The sequence below is a fragment of the Cellulosimicrobium sp. 4261 genome (assembly GCF_040546915.1).
In the GTDB taxonomy this organism is placed as follows: Bacteria; Actinomycetota; Actinomycetes; order Actinomycetales; family Cellulomonadaceae; genus Cellulosimicrobium; species Cellulosimicrobium cinnabarinum.
In genome coordinates this window covers 35319-60015 of sequence record NZ_JBEPOQ010000019.1, presented here as the reverse complement: position 1 = coordinate 60015, position 24697 = coordinate 35319, and the positions used below count along the sequence as shown (strand labels likewise).

Here is a 24697-nt window from a genome sequence, read left to right as displayed (position 1 = left end):
GCGCGAGGTCGTGCTGGACAACGTCAATCCCACGATCGTGCCGCGCACCACGACCGCCCGCGCACGCACCCCGCGCGAGAAGTCCGCCTGACCCCACCGACGATCCACCAGGCGATCTGGCTCGGCCGAGCAGGTGGTCCTGGTCCGTCCGGTCACCCGGACGCACCAGGACCACCTGCTCGGCCCGTGCCGGGGGCCGGGGCCCGGGGCACGGGCCGGCGGTGGCGCGTCAGGCGTCGGCGCCGACCTTCGAGCCGTAGAGCGTGTCGATCGTGTCGGCGAAGTCGTCGATGACCAGGCGGCGCTTCACCTTGAGCGACGGCGTGAGGTAGCCGTTCTGCTCGGTGAAGTCCGTCGTGAGCACGGTGATCTTGCGGATCGACTCGGCCCGGGAGACGGCCTCGTTGGCGTGCGCGACGGCGCGCTCGAGCGCCGCGAGCACGTCGGCGTCGTGCGCGGCGGTCTCGACGTCCATGGGCCGCAGGCCGTGCGTGGCCAGCCAGCCGGGCAGCATCTCGGCGTCGAGCGTGACGAGGGCGCCGATGAAGGGGCGCTGGTCGCCCACGACGACGACCTGGCTCACGAGCGGGTGCGCGCGCAGCCGGTCCTCGAGCACGGCCGGCGCGACGTTCTTGCCGCCGGCGGTCACGATGATCTCCTTCTTGCGGCCGGTGATGCGCAGGTAGCCGTCGTCGTCGAACGCGCCGAGGTCGCCGGTGCGGAACCAGCCGTCCTGGAGCGCCTCGGCGGTGAGGTCGGGCTGGTTGCGGTAGCCGCGGAAGATGTGGTCGCCCTTGACGAGGAGCTCGCCGTCCGCGTCGATGCGCAGCGACGTGCCGGGGAACGCGGGTCCGACCGTCCCGATCTTCGTCAGGCCAGGCAGGTTCACGGCCGTGGGCGCCGTGGTCTCGGTGAGGCCGTAGCCCTCGAGGATGCGCAGGCCGACGCCGCGGTAGAAGTGGCCGAGCCGCTCGCCGAGCGGCGCTCCGCCGGAGATCGAGTACGTGAGCCGCCCGCCCATCGCGGCACGCAGCGTCGAGTAGACGAGCCGGTCCGCGACGGCGTGCTGGACGCGCAGCCCGAGCGCGGGGCCGCCCGGTGCGTCGAGCGACCGGGACCAGGTGATGGCGACCTTGGCCGCCCAGTGGAAGATCTTGCGCTTGGCGCCGGTCCCGGTCTTCTGCTCGGCGGTGTTGTAGACCTTCTCGAACACGCGCGGCACGGCGAGCAGGAACGTCGGGTGGAACGAGCCGAGGTCCGCGACGAGGTTCTTCGTGTCCCAGGAGTGCGCGAGGACCGCGTTCGACGCGACGACGACGACCTGGATGAACCGGGCGAACACGTGCGCGAGCGGCAGGAACAGCAGGGTGCGTGCGCCGTCGGCGTCGAGGATCTCGGCGAGGCCGGCCCGGCCGTTGAGCGCGAGGTGCACGAAGTTGCGGTGGGTGAGCTCGACGCCCTTGGGGCGCCCGGTCGACCCGGACGTGTAGATGACCGTCGCGAGGTCGTCGACGCGCTGCGCGGCCCGACGGCGCTCCACCTCCGCGGCCGGGACGTCGGCGCCGGCGGCGCGCAGGGCGTCGACGGCACCGTCCTCGACGACGAGGACGTCCTCCAGACCGGGCAGGCGGTCGCGCACGGTCGCGACCTCGGCGGCGTGCGCGGCCGTCTCGACGACGGCGAGCCGGACGCCGGCGTCCGACAGGATCCAGTGCACCTGCTCGGCGGACGACGTCTCGTAGACGGGCACGGGGACGGCGCCCACGGACCAGGCGGCGAAGTCGAGGAGGGTCCACTCGTAGCGGGTGCGCGACATGATGGCGACGTGGTCACCCGGCTCGATGCCGCGCGCGAGGAGGCCGCGGGCGACCGCGACGACGTCGTCCTCGAACTCCTGCGCGGTGACACGCTCCCACGGGCCGTCGGCGGTGGTGCGGCGCTCGACGAGCGTCGCCCGGGGGGAGCGCGCGACGCGGTCGGTGAGGAGGGTGCTGATGGTCGCCGTGGGGGAGACCTCGACGAGGCTCGGCGACGTGTGTTCCGTCATGAAACTCTCCGCTGAGTGGGACGGTAGGGAGGGACGGCGAGCCACTTTACTCCGTACTCCGAGTATCGAGTTCCTCGACGCCCGACGGCCACCCCTAGGATCGGTGGGTGACGAACGACCCCGGGCAGCCCGCCGTCCCCGACGAGATCCTCCGCCTGCGCGACAGCATCGACAACATCGACGCGGCGCTCATGCACCTGCTCGCGGAGCGGTTCAAGTTCACGCGCCGCGTGGGCGAGCTCAAGGCGCAGGGCGGCCTGCCGCCCGCGGACCCGGACCGGGACCGCCAGCAGATCGCCCGGCTCACGGGCATCGCGAGCTCCGCCGGTCTCGACCCGGAGTTCGCCGAGCAGTTCCGCGCGTTCATCGTCCACGAGGTCATCCGCCACCACGAGCGCATCGCCGCCGAGCACGCGGCCTCGGGCGAGGGGACCCCGGTCCTCGACACGTACTCCTGACGGCCCGGGAGCGGGCCGGGCGGGGGCCCGGAGGACGGCGCGAGGCGCCTCGCGGGCCCGACGCGCGGTGGCGACCCCCGTCGATCTGACGGACCCTGGTGGGGACCCAGGGCGGGCCCCCGGCGTCGGCACCGCCGCGTCGGGCGGCCCTCCCGCCACGCCGACGGACGTCATGAGGTGTTCGCATGAAGATCGATTGGCTCAAGCCCCTCCTCGGCCATCCTGGCCCCTTCGCGACGGTGTACATCGACGCGACGCGCGCCAACGAGGCCGGGGACCGCGAGGTCGAGAACCGCTGGAAGGGAGTGCGGCGACAGCTGCACCAGGAGGGCGCGCCGGACGCGGTCCTCGACGACCTCGAGGAGGTGGTGCTGCGGCCGACGCGGGTGGGCGGCACCCACGGGCGCGTGCTGATCGCCGACGACACGGGCGTGCTCGTCGACCGGGTCGTCAAGGACCCGCCGGCGCTCACGAAGGGCTCCTGGGGCCCCGTGCCCGCGCTGCTCCAGGCGGCGCGCGCGGCGGACGAGTCGGTCGACTACGTGCGCGTCGTCGTCGACCGGCAGGGCGCCGACCTCACGTGGTCCGTCGCGGGCGGCCACCTGCCCTACAGCGAGCCGGACACGGTCGAGGGCGGTCACGACGTCATCAACAAGGTCCGCACCGGCGGGCTCTCGCACAAGCGCATCGAGTCGCGCGCGGAGGACTCGTGGGAGCGCAACGCCGAGGCGGTCGCCGCGGAGCTGGAGCGCCAGGCGGCCGAGTACCGGCCCGAGCTCGTGCTGCTCACCGGTGACGTGCGTGCCGTGCCGCTCGTGCGCGGCGCGCTCGGCCACGCGATCTCCGAGCTCGTGGTCGAGGTCCCGGGCGGCGGCCGGGGCGCGGGCATCAACGAGGCGTCGTTCGAGGCGAACGTGGCCGACGCGCTCGACAGCTACCGGGAGCGCCGCCGCGAGAAGGTCCTCGCGGAGTTCCGCCAGGAGCAGGGTCGTGAGTCCGGCGCGGTGACGTCCGTGGAGGACGTCGTCGCGGTGCTCGCCCGGGGCCAGGTCAAGGAGCTCGTGCTGGCGGACGAGTACGGGCAGGACGGTGCGCTCGACGACCGCTCGCTGTGGATCGGGCCCAGCCCGCTGCACATCGCGGCGACCCGCGAGGACATCGAGTCCCTCGGCGTGACCGACGGCCTGGAGAAGCTGCCCGCCACGGTCGCGCTCGTGCGGGCCGCCGTCGGGCAGGACGCCGGGCTGACGTTCGCGCCGGAGGGCAGCGTCGAGCTCATCGAGGGCGTGGGCGCCACGCTGCGCTGGGCGGACGAGGGGACGCCGCGCGAGGTCGCGGCGACGATGTCCGGTGACGACTCGCGGCTGCGCGGCGAGATCATCTAGGACCTCCGGCACCGACGACGACGCCCTCCCCGGCCGCGGCCGGGGAGGGCGTCGTCGTCGGTGCCGTCGTGCGGGGTCAGCCCTTCTTGCGGGCCTCGGGCTCGCCGAGCTCGGAGGAGACGACGACGATCCCGCCCTGGACGGCCGGGTCGCCCTGGCCCTCGGCCGCCGCGACGAGGTCGAGCGTGCCGGTGACGCGCCCGCCGTTGCGGACGTCGACGACCGACGCCTCGACGCCGGCGAGCGACGCCGCCGGCACCGCGACCTGCGCCGCGAGGATCGGGGTGCGCATCGACACCTTCGCCTCCGACTTGATCTTGCGCAGCGCCGCGAGCGCGTGGCCCGCGGCGGTGAGGACGGCCGGGTCGGCGTCGCCGGCGGCCGCGCGCGCGACGTCGGGCGTGGGCCACGGCGCGCGGTGGACGGAGCCCTCCGACGCGCGCCACCACGACCACACCTCTTCCGTCGCGAACGGCACGAACGGCGCGAACAGGCGCAGGAGCGTGTCGAGCGCGATCGCGAGCGCGACGCGCGCGGACCGGGTCTCGGGGGAGACGTCGGAGGCAGCGGCCCCGGCGCCGTACGCGCGGTCCTTGACGAGCTCGAGGTAGTCGTCGCAGAACGCCCAGAAGAACGTCTCGGTGACCTCGAGGGCGCGCGTGTGGTCGTACGCCTCGAACGCCTCGGTCGCCTTCTCGACGACGGTCGCGAGGCCCGCGAGCATCGCGCGGTCGAGCGTCTCCGTGACGAGCGCCGGGTCGAGGACGATCTCGCCCGTCCCGGTCTCGGCGTCGACCCCGAACGACAGCGCGAACTTCGACGCGTTGAGGATCTTGATCGCGAGGCGACGGCCGATCTTCATCTGCCCGACCTCGAACGCCGCGTCCGTGCCGAGGCGGGCCGACGCCGCCCAGTACCGGACGGCGTCCGACCCGTGCTCCTCGAGCAGGCCCATGGGCGTGACGACGTTGCCCTTGGACTTCGACATCTTCTTGCGGTCGGGGTCGAGGATCCAGCCCGAGATCGCCGCGTTCTTCCACGGCAGCGAGCCGAACTCGAGGTGCGAGCGCACGACCGTGGAGAAGAGCCACGTGCGGATGATGTCCTGGCCCTGCGGGCGCAGGTCCATGGGGAAGACGCGCTCGAACAGGTCGGGGTCGACCTCCCAGCCGCCCGCGATCTGCGGCGTGAGCGACGACGTCGCCCACGTGTCCATGATGTCGTTCTCGCCGACGAACCCGCCCGGCACGCCGCGCTGGTCCTCGGTGTACCCGGCCGGGACGTCGGACGACGGGTCGACGGGCAGCGTGTCCTCGGACGGCACGATCGGGTGGTCGTGGTCGATCTCGCCCGACTCGAGCACGGGGTACCACAGCGGGATCGCGACGCCGAAGAAGCGCTGGCGCGAGATGAGCCAGTCGCCGTTGAGGCCACCGACCCAGTTCTCGTAGCGCACGCGCATGAAGTCGGGGTGGAACGCGAGCTCCTTGCCGCGGTTCAGCAGCTCCTGGCGCAGGTCGCGCGTCGTGCCGTCGGCCGTCGTCCAGTCGCGGCCGCCGTTGCGGATGTACCACTGGCGCGACGTGACGATCTCGAGCGGCTTGTCGCCCTTCTCGAAGAAGTTCGCCTTGCGCTGGGTCGGCACGGGCTCGCCGTCGAGGTCGCCCGCGTCGCGCAGCGCGTCGACGACGACCTGGCGCGCGGAGAACGTCGTCTTGCCCGCGAGCTCGGCGAACACGCCCTGCCCCGCGTGGGACGTGATCCAGTCCGGGGTGTCGCGCGTGATCCGACCGTCGCGCGTGATGATCGAGCGCGTCGGGAGCCGCAGCTCGCGCCACCACTGCACGTCGGTGAGGTCGCCGAACGTGCAGCACATCGCGATGCCCGCGCCCTTGTCGCGCTCGGCGGCGGGGTGAGCGAGGACGGGCAGCTCGACGTCGAACAGCGGCGAGCGCACCGAGGTGCCGAACAGGTGCTGGTACCGCTCGTCGTCGGGGTGCGCGACGAGCGCCACGCACGCGGCGAGCAGCTCGGGGCGCGTCGTCTCGATGTGGACGGGCGCGCCGTCGTCCGGGGTGCCCGGCGCGACGCGGTGGAACGCGACCTTGTGGAAGTGGCCCGGGTAGTCGCGCGCCTCGAGCTCGGCCTGCGCGACGGCGGTCTGGAACGTCACGTCCCACAGCCCGGGCGCCTCGGCCTGGTACGCCTCGCCGCGCGCGAGGTTGCGCAGGAACGCGCGCTGCGCCGCGGTGCGGGACCGCGCGTCGATCGTCTGGTAGTGCTGCGCCCAGTCGACCGAGAGCCCGAGCCGGCGCCACAGCGCCTCGAACTGCTTCTCGTCCTCGGCCGTGAGCCGCTCGCACAGCTCGATGAAGTTGCGGCGGCTCACCGGCACCTGGTCGGCGGCCTTGACGGACTTGCCCTCGCCGCCCTCGTGCGGGGGCTCGAAGCCCTCGACGTAGGGGAGCGTGGGGTCGCAGCGGACGCCGTAGTAGTTCTGGACGCGCCGCTCGGTGGGCAGGCCGTTGTCGTCCCAGCCCATCGGGTAGAACACCTCGAGGCCGCGCATGCGCTGGAACCGCGCGACGACGTCGGTGTGCGTGTAGGAGAACACGTGGCCCACGTGCAGCGAGCCCGAGACGGTCGGCGGCGGGGTGTCGATGGAGAAGACCTGCTCGCGGGTCTTCGAGCGGTCGAACGCGTACGTCCCCTGCTCGGCCCAGCGCGCGTCGTAGGTGTCCTCGAGGCCGTCGAGGCTCACCCGGTCGGGTACTCCCGCGACCACCGCGCGGACGACGTCACCGGCTACGTGCCCGGCGGAGGAGGTCGTTGCTGCAGCGGGTTCGGCCGCGCCCGTCGGCGCGTTCGTCGGGAAGTCGCTCATGGTCGTCCATTCTCCCAGATCCCGGGGCCGTGCCGGACGCCGTCTCGGGGTCCGGCAGGCGTCGCCGCGGGCCGTCCGCACCGTGCGGACCGAGACGGGTCGAAGGTCCCTGGGGCGAATGGTCATCGAGTCGTAATCTGCACGCAAAGCGACAGGTGCTCGTGGGCGCACCTCGACCCGATCCCCGCGCCGACCCCTGGAGCACCCATGACCGTCACGACCACCGACCGTACGCGCGCCGCCGGGGCGCTCCCGCCCGGCGTCGTCCTGCCGCCCGCCCTCGCCGCCGCCCTCGCGGCCTGCCCGCGCCTCGTCGTCCCGGCCTCGCGCGAGGAGCTGTACCGCCTCGCGCTCGGCCCCGACGGCGGCCCGCGGTTCGCCGTCGAGTACGACGCCGGCGGCGAGCGCGTCGTCGAGGCGGAGGTCGTGCGGTGCCGCAACGGGATCGCCGTGAACTACCCCGAGGACTACATGCGCCGCCGGGACCCGGACTGCATGCGGATCGCCGACGACCTGCCGACCGACAAGCCGCGCTACCGCGACGTCTTCGGCGCGGAGTTCGGCCCGGTCAAGGACGCGACCCTCGCGTGGCTCGCCGAACAGGAGCTCGTCGTCGTGCCGTTCCGCGCCGGCGGGCGCACCCACGGGTACCCGTCGCTCGCCGTCTGCCCCGTCAACGCGGCGTTCTTCGCCCTCGCCCTCGTCGACCTCCAGGGCTGGACCACGTTCGACGAGCTCGGCCCGTTCGCGCCGCGCTCGATCCTCTACGTCGCGCCGCCGCTGCGCCACACCCGGTTCGACGGGCGCCAGGTGGTCGTGCACGACCGCTCCGAGACGCTCCACGAGGTGTTCGCCTACAACCTCTACCCGGGGCCGAGCGCCAAGAAGGGCGTGTTCTCGGTCCTGCTCGACGTCGGCGAGCGGGAGGGCTGGGTCACGGCGCACGCGTCGTCGGTCCGCGTCACCACGCCCTACGAGAACGAGACCGTGATCATGCACGAGGGCGCCTCAGGCGGCGGAAAGTCGGAGATGTGCCAGGACCTGCGGCGTCAGGAGGACGGCCGGATCCTGCTCGGCACGAACGTCGTCACGCGCGAGCCGTACGTCATCACGCTGGGGGAGACGAGCGCGCTCGCCCCGGTCACCGACGACATGACCCTGTGCCACGCCGCGCTCCAGACCGGCGACGGCCGCCTCGTGGTGACCGACGCCGAGGAGGGCTGGTTCGTGCGCGTCGACAACCTCACCGGGTACGGGCAGGACGCGCACCTCGAGCGCGCGTGCATCCACCCCGACGTGCCGCTCGTGTTCTTCAACATCGACGGCGTCCCCGACGCGACCGTGCTGCCCTGGGAGCACTCGCTCGACGCCGACGGCCGACGCTGCCCGAACCCGCGCGTCGTCGTGCCGCGGCACCTGCTCACCGACGTCGCCGGGCCGGCCGAGGTCGACGTGCGCACGTTCGGCGCCCGCATGCCCGCCTGCACGCGCGACCACCCGACCTACGGGATCATGGGCATGACCCACGTCGTGCCCGCGTCGCTCGCCTGGATCTGGCGGCTCGTCGCGCCGCGCGGCGACAAGAACCCGTCGATCGGCGAGTCGCGCACGGCGACGGAGGCGCTCGCCCACGGGGGCATGGTCGCGGAGGGCGTCGGGTCGTACTGGCCGTTCGCGACGGGGACGAAGGTCGCGGCGGCGAACCTCCTGCTGCGCCAGCTCGTGGAGACGGACCGGACGCGCTACGTCCTCACGCCCAACCAGCACATCGGTGCCTACCGGGTGGACTTCGCGGCCGAGTGGCTCACGCGCGAGTACCTCGCGCGCCGCGGCGGGGGACGGCTGCGGCCGGACGAGCTCACGCCCGCCCGCTGCCCGCTGTTCGGCTACACGCTCACGGAGATGAAGATCGACGGCCAGCTCGTGCGGCCCACCTTCCTGCGGCCCGAGCTGCAGTCGCAGGTGGGGGTCGAGGCCTACGACGCCGGGGCGCGGATCATCACGGAGTTCTTCGCGAGCGAGCTCCGGCAGTTCCTCACCGACGACCTCGACCCGCTGGGACGGCAGATCATCGAGGTCTGCCTGCGCGGCGGCTCCGTCGAGGAGTACGCGGCGCTGACGCCGCTGTTCGTCTGACGCACCCGGTCCGGTCCTCGCGGCGAGGGCCGGACCGGTGCCGGACGGGGTCCGGGACCCGCTCGCCCAGGACCGTCCGCGGAGGGTTAAGGTCGGCCCATGGGTCTGACGATCGGCTACGCCGCCATGCTCGAGCAGTTCCACCCCACCGAGGCCGTCGCGCTCTCGGCCTACGCGGAGGAGCACGGCTTCTCCGGGACCATGGCGGCCGACCACTTCCAGCCGTGGGTCCCGGCGCAGGGCGAGTCGTCGTTCGTGTGGAACGTGCTCACGGCGCTCGGCGAGCGGACGCGGGGCGACCTGGGCCCGGGCGTCACCGCGCCGACGTTCCGCTGGCACCCCGCGATGGTCGCCCAGGCGTCGGCGACGCTCGCCGCGATGTATCCCGGGCGGCACTGGCTCGGGCTCGGCTCCGGCGAGGCGCTCAACGAGCACGTCGTCGCGGGCTACTGGCCCGAGGCGCCCGAGCGCATCAACCGCATGTTCGAGGCGATCGACGTCATCAAGAAGCTGTTCCAGTCCGGGCTCGACAACAAGGACGTCAAGCACTCCGGGCAGTTCTACAAGATGGAGTCCACGCGGCTGTGGACCATGCCCGAGGTCGCGCCCGAGATCCTCGTCGCGACCGCCGGCCCCGTGACCGCGAAGCGCGCCGGCCGCCACGCGGACGGCCTCATCACGGTGGGAGCGCCGCTCGAGAAGATCTCCATGCTGTTCGGCAAGTTCGACGACGGCGTGCGCGAGTCCGGCCGCGACCCCGAGGCGATGCCCAAGGTGCTCCAGCTCCACCTCTCCTGGGCCGCGACCGACGAGGAGGCGCTCGCGAACGCGATGACCGAGTGGCCCAACGGCGGCATGAAGTTCCCCAAGGCGGACATCCGCTCGCCGCACGACTTCGAGCAGATGGCGAAGCTCGTCCGTCCCGAGGACTTCGAGGGCCGCATGGTCATCTCCGCCGACCCTGACGAGCACCGCGCGTACATCCAGAAGTTCGTCGACCTCGGCTTCGACCGCATCTACCTGCACAACGTCGGCCGCAACCAGCGCGAGTGGATCGAGGTCTTCGGCCGCGAGGTGCTCCCGAAGCTCACGCGATGAGCGAGCACGGCGCCGCAGCCGGCGGGCCCGACGGCGGCGCGAGCCCCGACCGGTCCGTGCGCCTCACGGTGTGGGCGCCCGAGGGCCTCGGCGAGGTACGGCCGGGCGACGACCTCGCCGCGCTCGTGGGCGACCTGCTCGCGGGCGAGGCGCTCGCGGAGGGCGACGTCGTCGTCGTGACGAGCAAGGTCGTCTCGAAGGCCGAGGGTCGCGTCGTCGCCGCGGCCGACCGCGAGCAGGCGATCACGGACGAGACGGTGCGCGTCGTCGCGACGCGCGAGCGTCCCGGCCAGCCGCCGCTGCGCATCGTCGAGAACCGGCTCGGCCTCGTCATGGCCGCGGCGGGCGTCGACGCGTCGAACACCCCGGAGGGCACGGTCCTGCTGCTCCCGCTCGACCCCGACGCCTCCGCGCGGGCGCTGCGCGGCGCGCTCCGCGAGCGGTTCGGCCTCGACCGGCTGGGCGTCGTCGTGACGGACACCTCCGGCCGGGCGTGGCGCGACGGCCTCGTCGACATCGGCATCGGGGCCGCGGGGGTCGTCGTCGCGGAGGACCTGCGCGGCGGCGTGGACTCCCACGGGCGGCCGCTGTCGGTGACCGTGACCGCCGTCGTCGACGAGGTGGCGGCCGCGAGCGAGCTCGTGCGCGGCAAGGCGGCGGGCCGGCCCGTCGCCGTGGTGCGCGGGCTCGGCCGGTACGTCGGGAGCGAGGACGGCCCCGGAGCCCGCGTGCTCGTGCGCGGCTCGGGCGACGACCTGTTCCGCGAGGGCAGCGCGGAGGCGTACGCCCGCGGCCGCGCCGACGCGCGCCGCGAGCAGGGGGACGACGCCGCGCGGGAGGCCGCGTACGCCGACGGCTACCGCGCCGGGTTCGCCGAGGGGTACCGCGAGGGCTCCGGGAACGAGCCGGTCACGGACTGAGGCGGGGACGTCGTCCGGTCCAAACCTCTGGCCCGCGCCCGCCGTCGCCGCTAGCCTGCCCGGATGCTCCCCTCCGACTGGATCGCGCACCGCCGCCCCGACGACCGCGAGCACGTGGGCTGGATCCGCCCCGAGGGCGACGCCTGGGTGGCCGTGTCGCTGCTCGGGCACGAGCTCACCGGGCCGGTCGACTGGCTCGAGGCCGAGGAGGCCCTCGACGCGAGCAGCCTCGCGTGGCTCGCCGACGTCTGGGTGCTCGAGCAGGACGGCGGGCCGCCGCTGCGGGTCCGGCTCGTCGAGGTCACGCCGGACGGCGTCGTCGTGCAGACGGACGACTTCGGGGCGATCGACGTCCCGGTCGAGCGCTACGACCTCCCGTGGCCGCCCCCGCCGACGCTGCGGCCGCGGCGGCCCGACGACCCGGACGGACGCGTGCTGTCGTCCCGGTCGTGACGACCGTCCGGGTGCGGGCGCCGGAGGGCGTCAGCCCGCGTCCGTCGTGCCCTCGTAGAGACCGATCTGGTTCCCGTCGGCGTCCTCGAACGCGGCCCACCACGACGAGGGGCTGATCTCCGACTTCTCCAGGACGACGCGCCCGCCGAGCTCGCGGACCTTGGCGAGCGTCTCCTCGATGGAGTCGACCTCGACGTAGCTGCGCGGGCTCGTGAACCCCTCGGAGCGCGGGGCGAGGCCGCCGCCGCTGATCTTGTTCGGGGCCTGCCACATGGGGTAGCCCTCGAATCCGGGCACCTCTGCGATCTGCCAGCCGAACAGCTCGCCGTAGAACTGCGTGGCCCTGCCGTTGTCGCTCACCGGGATGTCGATGTGCGTGATGTCTCCGTGCGCCATGGTTCCTCCCCGTGCCGGTGACGGGCGGGCACCCGCCGAGCACCAGCCTAGGGACGGCGGTGCCGCGCGCACCAGGGCCCGGGCCGGACCGTGCGACCCGGGGGTCAGCGCTCGTCCGGCGCGGGGGAGCGGTCGGCGGGGGAACCCTCAGGCTCCACCTGAGAGTCGGCCCCGGGGTCCCTGCGCTCCGACGGGGCGGCGTCGTCCCCGCCGGGCACGACGTCCCCGCCCGGCACGGCGTCGGGGGCGGGAGGGGAGTCCGTGCTCCGCGGTTCCTCCGCGGGCCGCGGCGCGTCGTCCCCGGAGAGCCAGCGCAGCCAGCCCGAGCCCGGGTCCGGCTCCAGCACGAGGGCCCGGACGAGCAGCGTGAGGGGGATGGCGAGGATCGCGCCGAGCGGCCCGATGACGAACGTCCAGAAGACGACGGAGACGAAGCTCAACGTGAGGCTGAGGTTCACCGCGTCGGCGACGAACTTCGGCTGGACCAGCACCTGGAGCACGACGTTCACCACGCAGTAGACCGCGACGACGGCGAGCGCGAGCTGCCAGCCCCCGACCACGAACGCCATGACGACGGGTGGCACGAGCCCCAGGACGAAGCCGATGTTCGGGATGAAGTTCGTGACGAACGCGAGGATCGCCCACACCGTCGGCGCGGGGACGGACAGGAGCCACAGCGCGACGCCGTCGATCACGGCGACGACGGCACCGAACGACGCGTTGACCACGAAGTAGCGACGCACCCCGCCGCTGAACCGGGTCGCCCGGTCGACCGTCGCGGCGCGCTCGGGCCCGAAGACGGAGCCCGCCGTCGAGTACCGCGCGGCGTCGGCGGCCATGAAGATCGCGTAGGCGAGCACGAAGAAGAACGCGGTCGCGATGCCGAGGGCCATGCCGGACACGTTGCCCGCGAGGCTGACGACGCGTCCCGGGTCGAGCCACGACGTGGCCGCCTCGGCGATGTCCGTGTCGATGCCGACCGCGGCGAGCTGGTCCACGACGTCGTCGACCGCGCGCACGAGGGCCGGGAGGTACTCGCGGACGAGGTCCACGAACCGGACGCCCGCGAACGCGAGCATCGCGACGAGCGCCGCGAGGATGAGGTAGGCGACCGTGACGACGACCGTCGTCGCGGCCCACCGCGGCCAGCCACGGCGCTCCAGGGGGAGGCGCACCGGGTGGCAGATGATGACGATGACCGCCGCGAGGAACATCGGGGCGAGGACCTCGCGGGCGGCGTGGACCCCGGCGAGGACCACGACGCCGGCGGCGAGGGCTAGGAGCGTGCGCGTGGCGGGCGGGAGCCCCGGTGCGGGAGGCGTCGTCGTGGTCACGCGCCGACGATAGCCGCCGGGGTGCGTCGCGCACCCGGGCGTCCGCGCGCGGCGCGGCAGGTCAGCCCTTCGCGGCCTTGGCCGCCGCCTTCTGGGCCTTCTTGAACGTGCGGACCTCGGCGAGCGACTCGGGGCTCGTGACGTCGGCGATGGACCGGCGCGAGCCGTCATCCCCGTAGTGGCCGGCAGCCTCCCGCCACCCCGCGGGCCGCACGCCGCGCTGCTTGCCGAGGAGCGCGAGGAAGATGCGCGCCTTCTGGTCGCCGAACCCGGGCAGCGCCCGCAGGCGCGCGAGGACCTCCGCGCCCGTCGGCTCGCCGTCCGCGCCCGGCGCGGTCCAGATCCGGGTCGCGTCGCCGTCGTACTCGTCGACGACGACGCGGGCGAGCTCCTGCACCCGGCCCGCCATCGAGCGCCCGTAGCGGTGGATCGCGGGCGGCGTCGTGGCGAGCGTGACGAACGCGTCGGGGTCGGTGTCCGCGACGGTGCGCGGGTCGATCGAGCCGAGGCGGTCGCGGATCTTGCGCGGCCCGGCGAACGCGTGCTCCATCGGGTACTGCTGGTCGAGCAGCATCCCCACGAGGAGCGCGAACGCGTCGTCGCTGAGCAGCGCGTCCGCGTCGGGGTCGCCGGTGATCCAGAGCTGGTCGGTCATGCCCCCATCATGGCAGCCGGCTGCCCTGTGCCCGGCGCAGGCGTCCGGTCCGGAGCTCGTCGACGCCCGCGCGCCGCAGGATCGCGCTCGTCCAGCCGGGCAGGAGCCGCAGGCCGTCCGCGCCGGTCACGCGACGCACGTCGTCGACGGCGTACTCCACGCCGCGGCGCTCGAGGACGAACTCCCCGGCCGCCTCGACGTTGCGGACCCAGTCCACGTCGGGGCCGTAGGTGAGGGCGAACGCGACGCGCACCGGACCGGTCGGGTCGTCGCGGTAGGCGAACGCGAAGACGGGCGTGCGGTACTCGCGACCGCTGCGCCGACCGACGTGGCGGACGACGGCCATCGGCCCGACGCCCGTCGCGACGCGGAGCACGACGGGATTGAGGAAGCGCTTGTTGCTGCGGGTCACCCAGTGCGGGATCGGCATGGGCCCATCGTCACCCGGCGCGCCCCGGGACCGCGACCTATCGTGGCGGCGTGCCCACCCGACTCCTGCTGCTCAGCGACACGCACGTCCCGGTCCGCGCCCGGGCGCTCCCGGACCAGGTGTGGCGCGCGGTCGACGACGCGGACGTCGTCGTGCACGCGGGCGACTGGGTGAGCGCCGAGCTGCTCGACGTGCTGGAGGCGCGCGCGGCGCGCCTCGTCGGGGTCGCGGGGAACAACGACGGCCCCGACCTGCACGTGCGCCTGCCCGAGGTCGCGCGCACCACGGTCGAGGGGCTGCGGCTCGCCGTCGTGCACGAGACGGGCGGGAAGGACGGGCGCGAACGTCGCGCCGACGCCGCGTTCCCCGACGTGGACGTGCTCGTGTTCGGGCACAGCCACATCCCCTGGGACACGACGTCGCCGGGCGGCCTGCGTCTCCTCAACCCCGGCTCGCCGACGGACCGCCGCCGGCAGCCGGTCGGGACGTTCCTCACGGCCGTCGTCGACGACGGTGCGCTGCGGGACGTCGAGCTCGTGCCCGTCGCGCGCTGAACGACCTCACGCCGCGCCGGCGCGCGCCCGGTGCGCCGCCGGGCTCACGCCGCGCACGCGCTTGAACGCGGCGCTCAGCGCGAACGGCGTCGCGTACCCGACGGCGCGCGCGACCGAGGCGAGCGTCGCGTCCGGCTCGAGGAGGAGGTCGGCGGCCAGGTCCAGGCGCCAGCCGGTGAGGTAGCCCATCGGCGGCTCGCCGACGAGCGCCGTGAAGCGGCGCGAGAACGCGGCGCGCGACAGCCCGACCTCCCGCGCGAGCGTGTCGACGGTCCAGGCGCGCGCCGGGTCGTGGTGGACGAGCCGGAGCGCGGCACCGACGACGGGGTCGGCGTCGGCCCGGTACCAGCCCGGTGCGTCGTCGCGCGAGAGCCAGGTGCGCAGGCACGAGATGAGGAGGAGGTCGAGGAGCCGGTCGAGCACCGCCTCCTGGCCGGGGAGGTCCTGCACGACCTCCCGCGCGAGCATCTCCACGAGCGTCCCGTCCACGTCCCCGCGGCGCAGGACCACCCGCTGGGGCAGCACGCGCAGCACCCGGCGCCCGACCTCGCCGTCGAGCGGGTACGTGCCCGTGACGATGACGGTCTCGCCGTCCGGGTCGTTGCCCCACGACCGCACGCCGAGCACGGTCATGGGAGAGGGGCCGCCGTCGACCGCGCGGCACATGTCCGACGCCGGGCCGACGACGACCTGGGGCGCGGTGGTCGGCGCGTCGGCGACGACGTAGTGGTCCGGGCCGCGCAGGAGCACGACGTCGCCCGCGCTGACGTGCTCGCCCGGGTCGGACGACGTGCCCCCGGCCCCGGGTCCGACCCAGCCGGAGCCCCGCAGGACGGGCACGATCGTCAGCGGCGCCTCGTCCTCGATGCGCATGCCCCACGGCGCGCGCAGGTGGCTCCGCAGGAGGAAGGCCCCGCGGGCGCGCGGCCCGTCGAGCAGCCCGGCGACGACGTCCATCGCGCCAGCGTACGCCGCTCACCCCGCACGACGAGACGATCGCGTATGCGGGCGAGCCGGACGGCCATGGAACGTCTCGCGGTGGGTGGGTTGGGTGGGACCCGTACCGCTCCAGCCGCCGCACCTCGGGAGACACCATGACTGCCTCGACCCCGCCCACCGCCACCACCCCGACCCTGGCTCCCGCCCGCGCGGCCGCGCCCTCCGCCGCACCGGCACCCGCGTCCGGGACCGTGCTCGTGCTCGGCGCGACCGGCAAGACCGGCCGCCGGGTCGCCGACCGGCTCGACGCGGCCGGCGTCCCTGTGCGTCGGGCGTCACGCTCCGGCGACGTGCGCTTCGACTGGGACGACGACACGACGTGGGGTCCTGCGCTCGCGGGCGCCGCGGCCGTGTACGTCGCGTACGCGCCCGACCTCGCGGTGCCCGGCGCGCCGGAGACCGTGGCCCGGCTCGCGGCGCGCGCGCACGACGCCGGCGTGCACCGCCTCGTGCTGCTCTCCGGGCGCGGCGAGGAGGAGGCGCAGCGCGCGGAGGAGCTCGTCGGCGCGGCGTTCCCGGCGCGCACGGTCGTGCGGTGCGCGTTCTTCGACCAGAACTTCAGCGAGAGCTTCCTTCTCGAGCCCGTGCTCGACGGCGTCCTCGCCCTCCCGGTCGACCAGGTCGCGGAACCGTTCGTCGACCTCGAGGACGTCGCCGACGTCGCGGTCGCGGCCCTCACGGGCGACGCCCTCGCGGGCCGCGTCCTCGAGCTCACCGGGCCGCGCGCGCTGACGTTCCGCGCGGCGGTCGCGGAGATCGCCGCCGCGAGCGGGCGCGACGTCCGCTACGAGCCCGTCGGCATGGACGCGTTCGTCGCGGGCCTCGCCGCGGCCGGGCTGCCCGACGACGTCGTCGACCTCATGCGGTACCTCTTCACCGAGGTGCTCGACGGGCGCGGGACCCCCGTGACCGACGGCGTCCGCGCGGCGCTCGGCCGCGAGCCGCGGGACTTCCGCGAGTTCGCGGCGCGGGAGGCAGACGCGTGGGACTCGGGCAGCAGCGCCGGCACCCGCACGGCGGAGACGACGCCGTGACCGCGTTCGCGGCGCTCGTCGTCGCGGCCGCCGTCGCGACGGGGCTCGCGGGCGGCGTGCTCTTCGCGTTCTCGACGTTCGTGACGGGCGGGCTGCGCCGCCTCCCGCCGGGCGAGGGCGGCGCCGCGATGGTCGCGATCAACCGCGACGCGCTCCGGCCGCCGCTGATGCTGCTGCTCGCGGCGAGCGTCCTGCTCCCGGCGGCGGCGGCCGTCGTCGGGCTCGTCACCGGCGCGGCCGGGGCGGGGTGGGCGCTCGCGGGCGCGGTCGTCGCGCTCGTCGGGATCCTCGGCGTGACGGCCGTGGGCAACGTCCCGCTCAACGAGCGCCTGGACGCCGCGGCAGGCGAGGGCGACCTGGCGGCGGTGTGGGCGGCGTTCCTGCCCCGCTGGCTCGCGTGGAACCACGTGCGGACGGTGGCCGGCGCGGCGTCCACCGCGCTGCTCGCCCTCGCGCTGGTCTGAGGTGTCCGGATGCGGGCCTCGGGTCCCGCCCGGAATAGCCGCGGGCGGGACCCGGTTGCGCACGACATGAGCGACGTCACAGCGGCCGCGCCGGCCGACGAGCAGGACACCGTCCGTCGGGTCCTGGAGGGCACCGAGACCTGGGCCGTCGTCGGCCTGTCCGACAACACCGCGCGCGCGGCCTACGGGGTCGCGCGCGTGCTGCAGCAGCACGGCAAGCGCGTCGTGCCCGTGCACCCGTCGGCGGAGACCGTCTACGGCGAGCAGGGGTACGCGAGCCTCGCGGACGTCCCGTTCCCCGTCGACGTCGTCGACGTGTTCGTGCGTTCCGAGCTCGCGGGCGACGTCGCCGACCAGGCGATCGCGATCGGCGCGAAGGCGGTGTGGTTCCAGCTCGACGTGATCGACGAGGACGCCGCGCGGCGCGTGCGCGACGCCGGGCTCGACATGGTCATGGACCGCTGCCCCGCGATCGAGCTGCCCCGCCTCGCCGCGTCCGAGGAGGCCTGACGGTGCCGGCGGTCGACACCGCGACGCGCCTCGGCGCACGCGCCGCGGCGCGGCTCGCCGACGAGCAGGTCGTGTGGCTCGCCACCGTGGACCCGCACGGCACGCCGCAGCCGACGCCGGTCTGGTTCCGCTGGGACGGTGCCGACGAGATCGTCGTGAAGTCCCAGCCGCGCACGGCCAAGCTGCGCAACGTCCGCGCGAACCCCCGCGTCGCGGTGCACCTCAACAGCACGGCGTCGGGCGGCGACGTCGTGGTGCTCACCGGCACGGCGTCGGTCGACGACGACGGTCTCTCGGCCGCGGAGCGCGCGGCGTACGACGCGAAGTACGACGACGGCATCCGCGGCCTCGGCACGACGCCCGACGGCTTCCACGACGACTACGCCGTGACGCTGCGCGTGCGCCTCGAACGACTGCGCGGCTTCTGAGGGTTCCTCAGACCGGGGGCTCGAACGTCAGCACCGGCCTGCCGGTGCGCGGGTGCGTGAGCACCTCGCACCGCACGCCGTAGACCGGGTCCAGCACGTCCGGCACGAGCACGTCGTGCACGTCGCCCGCCGCGACGACCCGGCCGTCCGCCAGCACGACGACGTGGTCGCACGTCTGGGCCGCGAGGTTGAGGTCGTGCAGCGCGGCGAGGACGGTGACGCCGTCGTCGGCGAGGTCGCGCAGCACGCGCATCGTGTCGAGCTGCGCGGCGATGTCGAGGTGGTTGGTCGGCTCGTCGAGCAGCAGGAGCGCGGGCTCCTGCGCGAGGGCGCGCGCGAGGTGCACGCGCTGGCGCTCGCCGCCGGAGAGCGTCGCGACCTCGCGGTCCGCGAACCCCGCCATCCCGACGCGCGCGAGCGCCGCCCGGGCGAGCTCGCGGTCGGTCGCGGAGTCGCCCGTGAGGAGCGAGCGGTGCGGGATGCGGCCGAGCAGCACCGCGTCGAGCACGGAGAGCGGGAGGTCGGTCGTCGCGTCCTGCTCGACGAGCGCGAGCACCCGGGCCCGCTGCCGGCGCGGCAGCGCGAGCAGGTCGGCGTCGTCGAACCGCACGCGGGCGCCGTCCCGGTCGGGGTCCGTCGACGGCGGCCGGACGCCCGCGAGCACGCGCAGGAGCGTGGACTTCCCGGAGCCGTTCGGGCCGAGCAGCCCGCTCACCGACCCCGCGGGCGCGGTGCAGTCGACGCCGTCGAGGATGAGGCGACCGTCGACCGACCAGGACACGCGCTCCGCGTCGAGCCCGGCCGTCCCCACGACCGCGGGGGCGCTCACGCGACCCTCCGGCCACGCCACAGCAGGAGCGCGAACACCGGGGCGCCGATCGCGGCGGTGACGATGCCGACGGGCAGCTCGCGCGGCGCGAAGACCGTGCGCGCGAGCGTGTCGGCCCAGACGAGGAACGTCGCGCCGAAGAGCGCCGAGAGCGGCAGGAGCAGCCGGTGCCGGGCGCCGGTGAGGAGCCGCACCGCGTGCGGCAGGATCAGGCCGACGAACCCGATGGACCCCGACTGGGACACGAGCGCGCCGGTGAGCAGCGCGACGCCCACGAGGAGCGTCCAGCGCACGCGCGCGACGTCGACCCCGAGCGCGGAGGCCGCGGTGTCGCCGAACGTGAAGGCGTCGAGCACCGAGCCGGTCGACGCGAGCAGCGTCCCGAGCACGAGCGTCGCGCCGCCCGCGACCGCGACCGAGGTCCACGTCGCGCCCGCGACCGAACCCATGAGCCACGACAGGATCTCGCGGTACGAGTCGCCGGTGGCCGACCAGAAGATGACGAAGCTCGTCGCGGCCGCCGCGAGCTGGCTCACCGCGAGCCCGGCGAGCACGGTCCGCGTGGGCGTGAGCGCCCCGAGCGCGCCCGCGAGCCCGAGCGCGGCGACGAGCGCGAGCACCGCGCCGCCGAACGCCGCGACCGGGAGCAGGACCGTCCAGCCCGCGACGAGCACGAGCACCGCGCCGAGCGACGCGCCGGACGACAGCCCGAGCAGGTAGGGGTCGGCGAGCGGGTTGCGCGTGAGCGACTGCATGACGACGCCGCACACGGCGAGCCCGGCCCCCACGGCCGCGGCGGTGAGCACGCGGGGGAGCCGCAGCTGCCACACCATGCCGTCCTGCAGGGCGCCGAGCGGCTCCAGGCCCAGCAGCCCGCCGAGCCCGAGGTGCGTCGCGACCGAGCGCCACACCTCGCCGACGGCGAGGTCGGCGGGCCCGATCGTCACCGTGACGAGCACCGTGGCGACGAGCGCGACGACGCCGGCCGGCACCCACCAGGCCGCGCCGCGCCGCGCGCGACCGGCCGGGCCGGTGCGGTCCGGGCGACGGTCGGCCGCGGCGGGTGCGGGCCGGGTGCGCAGGGTCGTCACAGGTCGAGCGCCTCCAGCTGCGCGGCGAGGTCGACGACGGCGTCGACGTTGCGCACGCCCGCCTCGGTCGCCGGGAACGGGATCGTCAGGTAGCGGCCCTCGCGCACGGCCGTCATCTCGGCCGTGGCCGGGTTGGACTCGAGCCGCTCGATCTTCGCCTCGGCGGTGTTCCAGGCGGCGTCGACGAGGACGAGCACGTCCGGGTCGGCGGCGACCGCCTCCTCCCACGCGTACGACGTCCAGGTGTCGTGCACGTCGCCCGCGACGTTCTCGAGCCCGACCGCGTCGAGGATCATCTGCGGCGCGCCGATGCCCGCCCCGACGTACGGGATGTCGTCGCCCGACGAGTACCACAGGGCGGTCAGGCCGCGGTCGTCGCGGACGACGCCGTCGAGCGTCGCGCGCTGCTCCGCGACGAGGTCCGACGCGGCGTCCTGCGCGTCGAAGATCGTGCCGACCTCGGTGATCTCGGCGAACACGTCGTCGAACGTCAGCGGGTCCGGCATGTACTCCGGCGCCTTGCACGCGGCGGGGGACACGTAGGTCGCGACGCCGAGCTGCGCGAGCGTCTCGCGGTCGCCCGCGCCGTCGGCCGTGAGGTTGGACTCCCAGCCGGCGTAGACGAGGTCGGGCTCGGTCTCCAGGACCGCCTCCGCGCCCGGGACCTGGTCCGAGAGCGGCTCCGCGACCGCGGGGACGTCCGCGGCGGCGTCGGCCAGCGACTCGGGCACGGGCCCGTCGGCGAACGCGCTCGCGACGATCCGGTCGCCGAGCCCGAGCGCCAGCAGCATCTCCGTGGTGCTCGACTTGATCGTCACGACGCGCTCGGGCGCGGCGTCGAACGTCACCTCGAACCCGCAGTCGTCGAGCGTGAGCGGGTACGTGGTGCTCCCGGGCGTGCCCGACGACGTCGCGCCGCCCTCCCCGGTCGGGTCGCCTCCGGGCGTCGTGCCCGACGAGCAGGCGGCGAGCGCGAGGGCGAGGGCCGCCGCGCCGACGGCGGCGCGGACGGGTCGGCGAGGGGCAGGGGACGGCGTGAGGCGCGAGGGCACGGAGCTGCTCCGGGGGCGAGGCGGGGAGAGAGCCGGACGGCGGTCCCCGGGCGGGGACGCGGGCTCTCCAGGTCGGACGCGCCATCTCGCGTCGGGCGGACCCGCGACCCAAGGACGAGGTCGCTCCGGCGAACGATCGAGGGGTTCGCGGTCCGTCGTCCAGCCTACACACGCGACCGTGACAGAGTGTGCGTCGTGACCGAGCCGTCGAACCCGCCCGCCCCCGCCCCTGCGACCTCGCCCCTGCGCGCCGTGGTGACCGGCGCGTCGTCGGGCATCGGGGAGGCGTGCGTGCGGTTCCTGCGGGACCGCGGCTGGGACGTCGTCGCGTTCGCGCGCCGCGCGGACCGGCTCGCCGAGGTCGCGGAGCGCACGGGCGCCCACCCCGTGGTGGGCGACGTGACCTCCGAGGACGACGTCGCGCGCCTCGTCGCCGAGGCGGGCGCCCGCGGGACCGTGCACGCGCTGCTCAACATCGCGGGCTTCGGCCTCGGGGTCGACCCCGTCGACGAGGCGAAGATCGACGAGTGGCGCGCGATGTACGAGACGAACGTGCTCGGCACCGTGCGCGTGACCCAGGCGTTCCTCCCGCTCCTGCGCGCGTCGCGCCGCGGCGACATCGTGCTCATGACGTCGACCGCGGGCCACGACACGTACGTCGGCGGCTCCGGCTACGTCGCGTCCAAGCACGCGCTGCTCGGCGTCGCGAAGACGCTCCGCCTCGAGCTCGTGGGCGAGCCGATCCGGGTCATCGAGATCGCGCCCGGCCTCGTGCACACGCCCGAGTTCTCGCTCAACCGCTACCACGGCGACCAGGCCGGGGCCGACGCCGTCTACGCGGGCGTCGTGGACCCGCTCACCGCCGACGACGTCGCGGACGTCGTGACGTTCGCCGTCACGCGCCCGCACCACGTGAACATCGACTCGCTGATCCTGCGGCCCGTCGCGCAGGCCTCCACGTACTCCCTGTGGCGCGCGCCGCTCGTCCCGAAGGGCGTGGAGCCCGTGCCCGACGCCGACGCGCCCGCCCGCTGACCCCGACCCGTCCGGGAGCGGCGCCGCTCCGAACCGACGATGGCGCCCGGGGCCGGCCCGGCGTCTACTGGACCACGGGAGGACGCGCATGACGGGGCAGCGGCAGGCAGCCGGGCACGCGGGCGGACGGGCGGCGCTCGCGGGCGTCGTCGCGGCGGCCGTCGGGTTCGCCGTCGCCGAGCTCGTCGCCGCGGTGGTCGCGCCCGGGTCGAGCCCGCTGTTCGCCGCCGGGGCGGGCGTCGTCGACGCGGTGCCGGGGCCGCTCAAGGACTGGGCCGTGGCGACCTTCGGCACCGCGGACAAGGCGGTGCTGCTCGGGGTCATAGGCGTCGTGCTCGCCGCGGGCGCGGCCCTCAGCGGCTGGCTCGAGCTCCGCCGTCCGCCGTCCGGCACGCTGCTCCTCGCCGCCGTCGGGGCGGTCGGGGCGGTCGTCGCCGCCACCCGGCCGGGCGGGGACGCGGCCTGGGCGCTGCCCAGCCTGGTCGGCGTGGGGGTCGCCGTGCTGCTGCTGCGCGCGACGCTCCGGACGCTGCGCGGCCCGGCCGCGCCCTCCGGCTCCGACGACGCGGCGACGACGCCCGACGGCCTCGACCGCCGCCGCTTCCTCCTCGTCACGGGACTCGCCGCGGCGGCGGGCGTCGTCGCGCTCGCGACGTCGCGCGCGGTGTCCGCCGGCTCGCGTGCGGTGACGGCCGCGCGCGACGCGCTGCGGCTGCCCGCCCCCGCGACCCCGGCCCCCGCCGTGCCCGCCGGGGCGGACCTGCGCGTCCCGGGGCTCGCGCCGTACGTCACCCCGAACGCGGACTTCTACCGCATCGACACGGCGCTGCGCGTGCCGCAGGTCGACCCGGCGTCGTGGACGCTGCGCGTCTCGGGGCTCGTCGACGACCCGTTCGAGATCACGCTCGACGAGCTGCTCGCGCTCCCGCTCGTCGAGCACGACCTCACGCTCACGTGCGTGTCCAACGAGGTCGGCGGGGACCTCGTGGGCAACGCGCGGTGGCTCGGGTACCCGGTCCGCGAGCTGCTCGCGCGCGCCGGAGTGCAGGACGGCGCCGACATGGTGCTCTCCACGAGCGCCGACGGGTGGACGGCGAGCACGCCGCTCGACGCCCTCACCGACCCCGACCGGGCGAGCCTCCTCGCCGTCGGGATGAACGGCGAGGCGCTGCCGGCCGAGCACGGCTTCCCCGCCCGGCTCGTCGTGCCCGGGCTGTACGGCTACGTGTCCGCGACGAAGTGGGTCACCGAGCTCACGGTCACGACGTTCGCCGACGACGTCGCCTACTGGTCCACGCGCGGGTGGTCGGAGCGCGGGCCGATCAAGCTCGCGTCGCGCGTCGACACGCCGCGCGACGGTGCGGCCGTGGACGCGGGGGACGTCGTCGTCGCGGGCGTGGCGTGGGCCCAGCACACGGGCGTCGAGGGCGTCGAGGTGCGCGTGGACGACGGCCCGTGGCGCGCCGCGATGCTCGCCGCCACCGTCGGCCCGGACACGTGGCGGCAGTGGTCGTACGCGTGGGACGCGACGCCGGGGGAGCACCGGCTGACGGTCCGCGCCACGGACGCCGACGGGCGCACCCAGACGGCCGACGTCGCCCCGCCCGCGCCCGACGGCGCGTCGGGCTGGCACGAGGTCGCCGTCCGCGTGCGGTGAGCGGCCCGGGCGAAGGGCCGGGCGCACGGCACGACGGAGCGCCTCCGGGTCCGGGTGGTGGACCGGAGGTTGTCCCGCCGCGGACGCGCTGGCACCATGTGCTCGTGACCCCCGCGCGCCCCACGAGCAGCACGCTCGTCCTCGCGCGCCCGCGGGTCGTCTCCGCCACCTGTTGTTGAGGGCTCGCGGCGCCCTGCGCAGCCTCGACCTGGTGTCCGCGAGCAGCCTCCCGCCCCTCCCTCCCTGCGACGGGGCGTGACGGTCGCCGGTCCCGCGCCACGGCTCAGCGATGAGTCCGACGCCACGACCGGGTCTGCACCCACGGACGCCAGCCGAGCACAGGACGCGAGACCACCATGTACGTTCCCCCGCACTTCCCCCGCTACCGCCCGACCACGGTGCCGTCGTCGGCGCCCGCCCTCCCCGCCGCTCCCGCCCCGTCGGCCGCCGCCGGGCCGCCGCTCACGCTCGAGTGGCTCGTCGCGCGCGACATCGACGCCTACACCGCGCGCCGCCGGGCGGCGGCTACCATGGAGGCACAGGCGTCGACCCGGCCATCACCGGCGAGCCTCCGGAAGAACGGGACCCGCGCCGCGGGGCAGGCCTGACGGCCCGCGGCAGGTCCTCACTAGACCCGGACGGGTGGGCCCGTCACAGCCTGCGACGAGCGGTCGGCGACCGCCCGTGGTGCCCGACGCCGTCGGGCACCCGCGGGCACGGCGCCGGCAAGCGAGGTGGTACCGCGGCGAGCCCGCCCCAGGTGGGGGAGTCGTCCTCGCAGGAGAGCACGACCGACCCGTACCACCAGGGCGGACACCCCGCCGACCGCTACCTCACCGGAGCCCTCG

The 24697-nt window shown here is 75.1% G+C and carries 24 protein-coding genes; 14 read left to right on the top strand and 10 right to left on the bottom strand.

Annotated elements, in window-relative coordinates:
• Window positions 1-229: 229 nt before the first annotated feature.
• Window positions 230-2047: an AMP-dependent synthetase/ligase gene (locus tag ABIE39_RS17405; protein WP_354052788.1), complete on the bottom strand. Its 1818-nt coding sequence runs from the start codon at window positions 2045-2047 to the stop codon at window positions 230-232.
• Window positions 2048-2154: 107 nt separating this feature from the next.
• Between ABIE39_RS17405 and ABIE39_RS17400 the strand changes: the two genes are divergently transcribed.
• Together ABIE39_RS17400 and ABIE39_RS17395 are read left to right on the top strand one after the other, a co-directional pair.
• Window positions 2155-2505 (top strand): chorismate mutase, encoded by a 351-nt coding sequence (locus ABIE39_RS17400; protein WP_021482739.1) that lies wholly within the window; start codon window positions 2155-2157, stop codon window positions 2503-2505.
• A gap of 185 nt (window positions 2506-2690) precedes the next feature.
• Entirely contained in the window at window positions 2691-3890 is a 1200-nt protein-coding gene (locus tag ABIE39_RS17395; RefSeq protein ID WP_175010211.1) for a baeRF2 domain-containing protein, read from the top strand.
• Between the two features lie 76 nt (window positions 3891-3966).
• Here the strand turns inward: ABIE39_RS17395 and valS are convergent, their stop codons facing one another.
• Window positions 3967-6774, bottom strand: coding sequence for a valine--tRNA ligase (gene valS / locus ABIE39_RS17390; RefSeq protein ID WP_354052786.1), 2808 nt, complete (start codon window positions 6772-6774; stop codon window positions 3967-3969).
• A gap of 207 nt (window positions 6775-6981) precedes the next feature.
• Between valS and ABIE39_RS17385 the strand changes: the two genes are divergently transcribed.
• The 4 genes from ABIE39_RS17385 (at window position 6982) to ABIE39_RS17370 (ending at window position 11381) form a co-directional block, all read left to right on the top strand.
• Window positions 6982-8910, top strand: coding sequence for a DUF4914 family protein (locus tag ABIE39_RS17385; protein ID WP_354052784.1), 1929 nt, complete (start codon window positions 6982-6984; stop codon window positions 8908-8910).
• Between the two features lie 99 nt (window positions 8911-9009).
• Window positions 9010-10008: a TIGR03557 family F420-dependent LLM class oxidoreductase gene (locus tag ABIE39_RS17380; protein WP_021482522.1), complete on the top strand. Its 999-nt coding sequence runs from the start codon at window positions 9010-9012 to the stop codon at window positions 10006-10008.
• Window positions 10005-10928, top strand: a complete 924-nt coding sequence (gene cofE, locus ABIE39_RS17375) for a coenzyme F420-0:L-glutamate ligase (RefSeq protein WP_354052782.1) — start codon at window positions 10005-10007, stop codon at window positions 10926-10928. The genes ABIE39_RS17380 and cofE overlap by 4 nt, the downstream gene beginning before the upstream one ends.
• 63 nt (window positions 10929-10991) lie before the next feature.
• Complete coding sequence (locus tag ABIE39_RS17370; protein WP_209827529.1) at window positions 10992-11381, top strand: hypothetical protein; 390 nt, start codon at window positions 10992-10994, stop codon at window positions 11379-11381.
• 30 nt (window positions 11382-11411) lie between these two features.
• On the opposite strand, the gene ABIE39_RS17365 is transcribed toward ABIE39_RS17370, so the two are convergent.
• The 4 genes from ABIE39_RS17365 to ABIE39_RS17350 form a co-directional block, all read right to left on the bottom strand.
• Entirely contained in the window at window positions 11412-11777 is a 366-nt protein-coding gene (locus tag ABIE39_RS17365; protein WP_175010205.1) for a VOC family protein, read from the bottom strand.
• A gap of 104 nt (window positions 11778-11881) precedes the next feature.
• Window positions 11882-13111 carry an AI-2E family transporter gene (locus ABIE39_RS17360; RefSeq protein ID WP_354052780.1) on the bottom strand — a complete coding sequence of 410 codons (1230 nt, stop codon included), beginning with the start codon at window positions 13109-13111 and terminating at the stop codon, window positions 11882-11884.
• Between the two features lie 61 nt (window positions 13112-13172).
• On the bottom strand, window positions 13173-13766 hold the full coding sequence (locus ABIE39_RS17355) for an HhH-GPD-type base excision DNA repair protein (protein ID WP_209827540.1): 594 nt from the start codon (window positions 13764-13766) through the stop codon (window positions 13173-13175).
• 7 nt (window positions 13767-13773) lie between these two features.
• Window positions 13774-14196 (bottom strand): PNPOx family protein, encoded by a 423-nt coding sequence (locus ABIE39_RS17350; protein ID WP_209827542.1) that lies wholly within the window; start codon window positions 14194-14196, stop codon window positions 13774-13776.
• A 50-nt stretch (window positions 14197-14246) separates the two neighbouring features.
• Between ABIE39_RS17350 and ABIE39_RS17345 the strand changes: the two genes are divergently transcribed.
• Entirely contained in the window at window positions 14247-14750 is a 504-nt protein-coding gene (locus ABIE39_RS17345) for a metallophosphoesterase family protein (protein ID WP_354052777.1), read from the top strand.
• 6 nt (window positions 14751-14756) lie between these two features.
• On the opposite strand, the gene ABIE39_RS17340 is transcribed toward ABIE39_RS17345, so the two are convergent.
• The gene (locus ABIE39_RS17340; RefSeq protein ID WP_074809959.1) at window positions 14757-15707 is read right to left on the bottom strand and encodes an AraC family transcriptional regulator; all 951 of its coding nucleotides are present in this window, start codon (window positions 15705-15707) and stop codon (window positions 14757-14759) included.
• Between the two features lie 137 nt (window positions 15708-15844).
• On the opposite strand from ABIE39_RS17340, the gene ABIE39_RS17335 reads away from it, so the two are divergent.
• The 4 genes from ABIE39_RS17335 to ABIE39_RS17320 all read left to right on the top strand — a co-directional run bounded on the left by ABIE39_RS17335 (window position 15845) and on the right by ABIE39_RS17320 (window position 18185).
• The gene (locus ABIE39_RS17335) at window positions 15845-16783 is read left to right on the top strand and encodes a Rossmann-fold NAD(P)-binding domain-containing protein (RefSeq protein ID WP_354052775.1); all 939 of its coding nucleotides are present in this window, start codon (window positions 15845-15847) and stop codon (window positions 16781-16783) included.
• On the top strand, window positions 16780-17247 hold the full coding sequence (locus tag ABIE39_RS17330; RefSeq protein WP_354052773.1) for an anthrone oxygenase family protein: 468 nt from the start codon (window positions 16780-16782) through the stop codon (window positions 17245-17247). The genes ABIE39_RS17335 and ABIE39_RS17330 overlap by 4 nt, the downstream gene beginning before the upstream one ends.
• A 66-nt stretch (window positions 17248-17313) precedes the next feature.
• Window positions 17314-17757, top strand: a complete 444-nt coding sequence (locus ABIE39_RS17325; RefSeq protein WP_354052771.1) for a CoA-binding protein — start codon at window positions 17314-17316, stop codon at window positions 17755-17757.
• A gap of 2 nt (window positions 17758-17759) precedes the next feature.
• The gene (locus ABIE39_RS17320; protein ID WP_354052769.1) at window positions 17760-18185 is read left to right on the top strand and encodes a TIGR03667 family PPOX class F420-dependent oxidoreductase; all 426 of its coding nucleotides are present in this window, start codon (window positions 17760-17762) and stop codon (window positions 18183-18185) included.
• A 7-nt stretch (window positions 18186-18192) separates the two neighbouring features.
• Here the strand turns inward: ABIE39_RS17320 and ABIE39_RS17315 are convergent, their stop codons facing one another.
• From ABIE39_RS17315 to ABIE39_RS17305, 3 genes are read right to left on the bottom strand one after another with little or no spacing between them, the layout of a single operon-like run.
• A complete protein-coding gene (locus ABIE39_RS17315; protein ID WP_502914891.1) occupies window positions 18193-18996 on the bottom strand; it encodes a putative F420-0 ABC transporter ATP-binding protein in 804 nt (267 codons plus the stop codon).
• A gap of 14 nt (window positions 18997-19010) precedes the next feature.
• Window positions 19011-20105: a putative F420-0 ABC transporter permease subunit gene (locus ABIE39_RS17310; RefSeq protein WP_186810471.1), complete on the bottom strand. Its 1095-nt coding sequence runs from the start codon at window positions 20103-20105 to the stop codon at window positions 19011-19013.
• Window positions 20102-21157, bottom strand: a complete 1056-nt coding sequence (locus ABIE39_RS17305) for a putative F420-0 ABC transporter substrate-binding protein (protein ID WP_209827553.1) — start codon at window positions 21155-21157, stop codon at window positions 20102-20104. The genes ABIE39_RS17310 and ABIE39_RS17305 overlap by 4 nt, the downstream gene beginning before the upstream one ends.
• Before the next feature lie 195 nt (window positions 21158-21352).
• On the opposite strand from ABIE39_RS17305, the gene ABIE39_RS17300 reads away from it, so the two are divergent.
• The 3 genes from ABIE39_RS17300 to ABIE39_RS17290 all read left to right on the top strand — a co-directional run bounded on the left by ABIE39_RS17300 (window position 21353) and on the right by ABIE39_RS17290 (window position 24457).
• On the top strand, window positions 21353-22192 hold the full coding sequence (locus tag ABIE39_RS17300) for an SDR family oxidoreductase (RefSeq protein ID WP_354052766.1): 840 nt from the start codon (window positions 21353-21355) through the stop codon (window positions 22190-22192).
• Window positions 22193-22280: 88 nt separating this feature from the next.
• Window positions 22281-23849, top strand: a complete 1569-nt coding sequence (locus ABIE39_RS17295) for a molybdopterin-dependent oxidoreductase (protein ID WP_354052764.1) — start codon at window positions 22281-22283, stop codon at window positions 23847-23849.
• 356 nt (window positions 23850-24205) lie between these two features.
• Window positions 24206-24457: a hypothetical protein gene (locus ABIE39_RS17290; RefSeq protein ID WP_137280294.1), complete on the top strand. Its 252-nt coding sequence runs from the start codon at window positions 24206-24208 to the stop codon at window positions 24455-24457.
• Window positions 24458-24697: the final 240 nt, after the last annotated feature.

Bases quoted from the DNA above. Each gene is read 5' to 3' on its own strand.
- ABIE39_RS17405 (WP_354052788.1), bottom strand. From the start codon at position 2,047: ATGACGGAACACACGTCGCCGAGCCTCGTCGAGGTCTCCCCCACGGCG.
- ABIE39_RS17395 (WP_175010211.1), top strand. From the start codon at position 2,691: ATGAAGATCGATTGGCTCAAGCCCCTCCTCGGCCATCCTGGCCCCTTC.
- valS (WP_354052786.1), bottom strand. From the start codon at position 6,774: ATGAGCGACTTCCCGACGAACGCGCCGACGGGCGCGGCCGAACCCGCT.
- ABIE39_RS17385 (WP_354052784.1), top strand. From the start codon at position 6,982: ATGACCGTCACGACCACCGACCGTACGCGCGCCGCCGGGGCGCTCCCG.
- ABIE39_RS17380 (WP_021482522.1), top strand. From the start codon at position 9,010: ATGGGTCTGACGATCGGCTACGCCGCCATGCTCGAGCAGTTCCACCCC.
- cofE (WP_354052782.1), top strand. From the start codon at position 10,005: ATGAGCGAGCACGGCGCCGCAGCCGGCGGGCCCGACGGCGGCGCGAGC.
- ABIE39_RS17370 (WP_209827529.1), top strand. From the start codon at position 10,992: ATGCTCCCCTCCGACTGGATCGCGCACCGCCGCCCCGACGACCGCGAG.
- ABIE39_RS17365 (WP_175010205.1), bottom strand. From the start codon at position 11,777: ATGGCGCACGGAGACATCACGCACATCGACATCCCGGTGAGCGACAAC.
- ABIE39_RS17355 (WP_209827540.1), bottom strand. From the start codon at position 13,766: ATGACCGACCAGCTCTGGATCACCGGCGACCCCGACGCGGACGCGCTG.
- ABIE39_RS17350 (WP_209827542.1), bottom strand. From the start codon at position 14,196: ATGCCGATCCCGCACTGGGTGACCCGCAGCAACAAGCGCTTCCTCAAT.
- ABIE39_RS17340 (WP_074809959.1), bottom strand. From the start codon at position 15,707: ATGGACGTCGTCGCCGGGCTGCTCGACGGGCCGCGCGCCCGCGGGGCC.
- ABIE39_RS17335 (WP_354052775.1), top strand. From the start codon at position 15,845: ATGACTGCCTCGACCCCGCCCACCGCCACCACCCCGACCCTGGCTCCC.
- ABIE39_RS17325 (WP_354052771.1), top strand. From the start codon at position 17,314: ATGAGCGACGTCACAGCGGCCGCGCCGGCCGACGAGCAGGACACCGTC.
- ABIE39_RS17295 (WP_354052764.1), top strand. From the start codon at position 22,281: ATGACGGGGCAGCGGCAGGCAGCCGGGCACGCGGGCGGACGGGCGGCG.
- ABIE39_RS17290 (WP_137280294.1), top strand. From the start codon at position 24,206: ATGTACGTTCCCCCGCACTTCCCCCGCTACCGCCCGACCACGGTGCCG.